At 70.5% G+C, this 6,066-nt stretch carries 5 protein-coding genes; 2 read left to right on the plus strand and 3 right to left on the minus strand.

Features of this window, described 5'->3' with window-relative positions; all coding sequences use genetic code 11:
- Entirely contained in the window at positions 1-321 is a 321-nt protein-coding gene (locus E3T23_RS04235) for an MGMT family protein (protein WP_134369163.1), read from the plus strand.
- Between the two features lie 65 nt (positions 322-386).
- Complete coding sequence (locus E3T23_RS04240) at positions 387-833, plus strand: cupin domain-containing protein (RefSeq protein ID WP_198416176.1); 447 nt, start codon at positions 387-389, stop codon at positions 831-833.
- 121 nt (positions 834-954) lie between these two features.
- Here E3T23_RS04240 and E3T23_RS04245 read toward each other — a convergent pair whose 3' ends face one another.
- From E3T23_RS04245 to ddaH, 3 genes are all read right to left on the minus strand, one after another.
- Entirely contained in the window at positions 955-2,760 is a 1,806-nt protein-coding gene (locus E3T23_RS04245; protein ID WP_134369164.1) for an ABC transporter ATP-binding protein, read from the minus strand.
- Complete coding sequence (locus tag E3T23_RS04250; RefSeq protein ID WP_134369171.1) at positions 2,757-4,478, minus strand: ABC transporter ATP-binding protein; 1,722 nt, start codon at positions 4,476-4,478, stop codon at positions 2,757-2,759. Before E3T23_RS04250 ends, E3T23_RS04245 begins: the two co-directional genes overlap by 4 nt.
- Positions 4,479-5,083: 605 nt before the next feature.
- Positions 5,084-5,950, minus strand: coding sequence for a dimethylargininase (gene ddaH, locus E3T23_RS04255; protein ID WP_134369165.1), 867 nt, complete (start codon positions 5,948-5,950; stop codon positions 5,084-5,086).
- Positions 5,951-6,066 lie beyond the last annotated feature (116 nt).

The raw sequence follows: 6,066 nt of genomic DNA on the forward strand, positions 1-6,066 counted from the left end.
ATGACGGATGCCGTCACCCCGGAGCCCGCGTTCGTCACGCACGTTCTCGGCATCGTGGAGTCGATCCCGCCGGGGCGCGTGATGACCTACGGTGACGTCGCGGCCGTGCTCGGTTCCCGCGGGGCCCGCCTGGTCGGGCAGATCATGGCCCATCACGGCGCCGGCCTGCCGTGGTGGCGGGTGGTCCGGGCCGGCGGACACCCGCCGATCGGGCACGAGGAGCGCGCCCTCGCCCACTACAACGCCGAGGGCACCCCGCTGAAGACCGGGCCGCGCGGCTACCGGGTGGACTATGCGGCGGCGCGCTGGAGTCCGGCGTAGCGACCCCCGGCCGGGTTGCCCGGAAACCTTAGGTTCCGGACCATTCCGGGTGTTACCGTTTTTCCATGGACAGCGAAAACTCAGCCGCACAGACCTCCCTCGATCCCCTCGTCACCGACCCCGGTGCCTACCGAGTACTGCTCGAGAACGACCGCGTTCGCGTGCTCGAGTTCCTCGACGCTCCCGGCGACGCGACCAAGCCCCACGCGCATCCCGACAGCGTCATGATCACGCTCAACGCCTACGCGCGGCGCCTGTCGTCGGAGGGCCGCGAAGTCGACGTCGAGCTGCCGGCCGGCGAGACCCGCTGGCTGCCGGCCCAGGAACACGCCGGCCTGAACATCGGCAGCACGCCGTCGCACGCGATCTTCGTCGAGCTCAAGCAGGCTCCCGTGACCCCCCGGGATCCCAGCGCGCACCCGCTCGGGCCGGTGGCCTCCAACCGCCCCCTGTCGGGCACGCCGCTCTCCGACGCGTCCAGCGACGAGGAGAAGGCCTGGGGGTTCGCCTAACCGCTCACGGTTCCCCGCCCGGCACCGCTGTCGCGGCGCACCTTGCGGAAGTCGGCGCACGTTCTATCCTGCGCCTGCTACCGCAACGTGCGCCGCGAGGCAGGTTCCGGTCCCGAGCCGATCACACCAGTGAGTCGCGCCAGGCGGCGTGCAGCTGCGCGAACCGCCCAGTGCCGGCGATCAGCTGGTCGGGCGTACCGTCCTCCACGATCCGCCCGTGCTCCATCACGAGCACCCGGTCGGCGATCGCCACGGTCGAGAGGCGGTGCGCGATGATCACGGCGGTCCGACCCCCGAGCAGCGTCTGCAACGCCTGCTGCACAAGGCGCTCGCTCGGGATGTCCAGGCTCGACGTGGCCTCGTCGAGGATGAGCACCGCCGGGTCGGCCAAAAACGCCCGTGCGAACGAAATCAGTTGGCGCTGCCCGGCGGAGACGCGCCCGCCGCGCTTGTTCACGTCGGTGTCGTACCCGTTCGGCAGACCCGCGATGAAGTCGTGCGCGCCGACGGCCTTCGCCGCCGCCACGATCTCGGCGGGCGTCGCATCCGGTTTGCCGATCGAGATGTTGTCGGCGACCGAGCCGCTGAACAGGTACGCCTCCTGGGTGACCATGACGATCGCCCGGCGCAGGTCCTTGGGGTGCAGGTCGCGCAGGTCGACGCCGTCGAGTGTCACCCGGCCCTGGGACGGGTCGTAGAAGCGGGCCATCAGCTTGGCCAGGGTGGACTTGCCGGCCCCGGTCGACCCGACCAGGGCGATGGTCTGCCCCGCCGGGATCGACAGGTCGAAGCGCGGCAGGATGACCCGGTCGCTCTGGTATTCGAACTGCACGCTCTCGAAGGAGACCGCGCCCTTCGCCGCCCAGAGGTCGACCGGCGCCACCGGATCCGGCACACCGGGAAGTTCCTCGAGCACCCCGGAGATCTTCTCCAGCGCCGCGGCGGCCGACTGGTAGGAATTGTAGAACATCGCCATCTCCTCCATCGGGTCGAAGAACCGGCGGGTGTACAGCAGCGCCGCGAGCAGCGCGCCGATGGCGAGCTGGCCGTCGACGACGCGGAACCCGCCGACCAGGAGCACGACCGCGACGGCCACGTTCCCGATCAACACGAGACCCGGGTCGAAGATGCCGAACAGCTGGATGACCCGCCCGTTGACCGTGCGGTAGTCCTCGACCAGCTCGCCGAACACCTTCTCGTTGCGCTTCTCCGCCCGGAAGGCCTTGACCGCGCGGATTCCGGTCATGGTCTCCACGAACTGCACGATCAGGCTCGCCGACGCCGTTCTCGACCGGCGGAAGAGCGTCTGCGAGCGCACCTGGAACCAGCGGGTGAGCAGCGCCAGCGGCACGATCGACGCGAGCAGCACGAGCCCACTGGTGCCGTCGAGCAGGAACAGGGCGATCGCGGTGAACACCATGTAGAGCAGCCCCTGCACGAGCTGGTTGATGCCGGAGTCCAGCAGTTCCCGGATGGCGTCGAGGTCGCTGGTCTGCCTCGAGATGATGCGGCCCGAGGTGTACGACTCATGGAACTCCAGGCTCAGCCGCTGCGTATGCAGGAAGACCCGTTTGCGCAGGTCGATCAACACGGCCTGGCTGATCCTGGCGGACATGATCGTGTACCAGGCGATCAGCAGGGCGCCGAGCACGCCCGTGGCGAGGTAGACCACCCCCGTCGCGGCGAGCGGAACCCAGTCCTGCTCCATCAGCGCGGGCAGGCCCTGATCGATCCCGTAGGCGATCAGGGCCGGTCCGGCCACCTGCGCGGCCGTGGACACGACCACGATCAGCATCGCCGCCACGACCGGCCAACGCACCGGGCGCAACAGCGACCCGAGCAGGCGCAGCGACCGGCCCCGGATCTGCTTGCTCTCCGCGGCGGTGAAATTGCTGCGGTCTTCCCCCTCGACACCGGTGACGCTCATCGCGCCACCTCCTCTCGTGCGGACTCTCGTCGTTCTTCGTCTTCGAGGCTCGAGATCACGAACTTGTAATGCTCGCTCTCCCGGAGCAGGTCGGAGTGCCGTCCGACCGCGGTGACGCGACCGTTCTCCAGCAGCGCCACCCGGTCGGCGAGCATCACGGTCGACGGCCGGTGCGCCACGATCAGCGCCGTGGTCGCCGAGAGCACCTCCCGCAGCGCCGCCTCGACGAGGGACTCCGTGTCCACGTCGAGAGCCGACAACGGGTCGTCGAGCACCAGCACGGCCGGCTTCGCCGCCACCGCACGCGCCAGCGCGATCCGCTGCCGCTGGCCGCCGGAGAGGGTCATCCCCTCCTCGCCCACGAGCGTGTCCACGCCGTCCGGGAGGTCGTGGACGAAACCGGCCTGGGCGACCATGAGCGCTTCCTCGAGTGCGGCATCCGCTTCGGGTGAGCGCTCGGCCCACTCGGGGCGGCCGAGCAACACGTTGTCGCGCACGGATGCCGAGAACAGCGTCGCATCCTCGAACGCCATCGACAGGTGGCGGCGCAGCTCCTCGCGGCCGAGGTGACGCACGTCGACCCCGTCGAGGGTCACCTGCCCAGCAGTCACGTCGTAGAGGCGGGTGGTGAGCGCCGTCAGGGTGGACTTGCCGGAGCCGGTCAGGCCGACCAGCGCCATGGTCTCCCCCGGTTCGAGCACCAGGTCCACGCCGTCGAGCAGGTCTGGGAAGCGGCCGGGCGAGTCGGGGTAGCGGAAGTGCACGTTCTCGAACGCCAGCCGGCCGCGGGGCGAGTCGATGGTGACCGGATGCTCGGGGTCGGTGATCGCGTTCGGCGCGTCGAGCACGTCGAAGAACCGGTCGGTCGCCGTGCGGGCGTCGAAGGTCATCGACAGCAGGAACCCCACCGACTCGATCGGCCAGCGCAGCACGGTGGCCGTCGCGAAGAACGCCACCAGCCCGCCGACGGTGAACTCCCCCTGGCTGGCCAGCCAGACGCCGGCCACGAGGCAGAGGGCGAAGGCCACATCCGGGATCATCAGCAGCCACAGCCAGATGCCGGCGATGGCGCGCGCCTTTTCGATCTCGGTGCCGCGCAGGCTCTCGGCCTGGTCGGAGAAGTTCTGCAGCGCGAATTTGCCGCGCCCGAAGGCCTTGAGCACCCGGATGCCGTGCACCGACTCCTCGACGGCCGTCGCAAGGTCGCCGGCCTGGTCCTGGCTGCGGCGCGCGACGACGGAGTACTTCTCCTCGAACAGGTAGCCGACGATCCACAGCGGCACGGAGCAGACGAGGAAGATGACGCCCAGGATCCAGTTCATCGACACCAGGATGACGGCGCCGATCACGATGGTGACCACGTTGACGACGAGCAGCACGAGCCCGAACGAGATCCACCGGCGAATCAGGTTGAGGTCGCTGACTGCGCGGGAGAGCAGCTGGCCGCTCGGCCACTTGTCGTGGAACGTGACCGGGAGGTCCTGCAGCCGGGCGTACAGCGCGTTGCGCATCCGGGCCTCGATGTGGGTGCCGGGGCCGAGCACGAACCAGCGGCGCAGGGCGATCAGCACCGCTTCGATCACGCCGAGAGCGAGCACGACGATCACGGCCGGCCAGATCTGGCCGGCATCCTGCCGGGTCAGCGCCCCGTCGACGAGGCGTTGCAGCACCTGCGGGATGGCGAGCGCCACGAGCGCCGCCAACAGGGCGGCGAGCATGCCGAGGGCGAGCCGGGGCAGGGCCGGTCGGGCGAACGGGTAGAGGCGCAGCAGCACCTGGAGGGTGTTCCGGCGCGCGGGGTCTGTCGCAGAGTCGGTTCCCGCTGCGGGGTCGGGATCGGGCGGATGGCTGTGGTCTGTGAGCGTGGTCACGAGTGAGTCCTGAGCAGTCTGGTTCCGGGCAACGGCGCCACGGGGCGCCGGGAAGCCGATGACGAACGAGTCGGTCGGCGGGGTGGAAGCCTTCGCTTCCGGTGGGCAGCGGTGCTGCCGGCCTGCGGTCGGCGGGGGCGCGCTGGTTTCAGCGGACCGGCGTCAGGCGCGAGGCGGGGCGAGAGGGCGCGGGTCGGTCGCTAAACGGCGCGCGGGAACGAGAGGGCTGCGCCGAAGCGGGCGCCGTCATTCGCGGCCGGTACGAGCGTGAACGGTGCTGTCTTTGTCATGTCGGCCTCCTGAGCGCGTCGTGTCTGAGCTGTGCCCCCCTGATCAGGCAGCCTTTCAGGATACGGTTCCGGAGCCGCGCGCGCAACCGCCGAGTTGCGGACATAACACCTTCGCCGCGCGATCGAGGGTGTTTTGTCCGCATCTCGCGGGGGTGGCGGGTGTCAGCGCACCCGCACGCTCAGGCAGGTGACGCAGCCCTCGAGCTTCTCGAACTCGGAGATGTCGACGGTGACCACCTGGTAGCCGAGGCCCGCGAACAGCGCGGCCGAGCGCGGCGCCGCGCTGGACATGAGCACGGTCCCGGCGTCGAGCACGACCACGGCGGTGCCCTCCGGCTCGGGCACGGGCAGGAAGCGTGGGAAGACGCTCGGGTCGTCGATCAGCGGGCGGTAGCCGATCACGGTGCCGTCGGGCAGGGCCGTGACGGCACTCTTCAGGTGCAGAACCTTCGTGATCGGCACGGGAACGACCGTGTGACCGCGGGGTTCGAGGATGGCGCGCAGCTGACGGACGCCGTCTCCGTTCGTGCGGAGGCTCCGACCCACGTAGACCGTGCGGCCGACCTTGAGCACGTCGCCGCCGTCCAGGGTGCCGGGCAGTTCGATGCGGTGCACGGTGAGGCCGAGGGCCCGCACTGCAGCCTCGGCGGCGGCGGTCTCGCCGCGGCGGCTGGGGGCGCCCGGGCTGCACACGACGGCCTGATCGCCGAAAAGGATGACAGTGTCCTCGATGAAGACGGAGTCGGGCAGGTGCGGCGCCGGCTCGACCTCGATGGTGTCCCACCCCGCGGCGGCCAGTGCCGCCACGTACCCGCGCCACTGCTCGTCGGCACGCGCAAGGTCGATCGGGCTGCGAGCGAGGTGGGTCAGCTGCCCCTCCGCCAGGTTCCGCGCCGGGCGGCGCACCAACGCACGTCGCGGGGCGGTGCCGACGGCGGATGCGGCAACGGATGCGGCGGGCGAGGTGTCGGAGTCGGCGGGCAAGGTGTCGGAGTCGGCGGGCAAGGTGTCGGAGTCGGCGGGTCCCATCCCGCCAGTGTAGGGCTCGCCCCGCTCGACCCGTTGGCGCGGATTCGGCGCGCGGGTCTTGCGCCGCTTCGCGCGTGGCGCGCCGCGCGCGCAGCGGCGCAGCACGCGCGCAGCCC

The sequence above is a fragment of the Cryobacterium cheniae genome (genome assembly GCF_004403395.1).
In the GTDB taxonomy this organism is placed as follows: domain Bacteria; phylum Actinomycetota; class Actinomycetes; order Actinomycetales; family Microbacteriaceae; genus Cryobacterium; species Cryobacterium cheniae.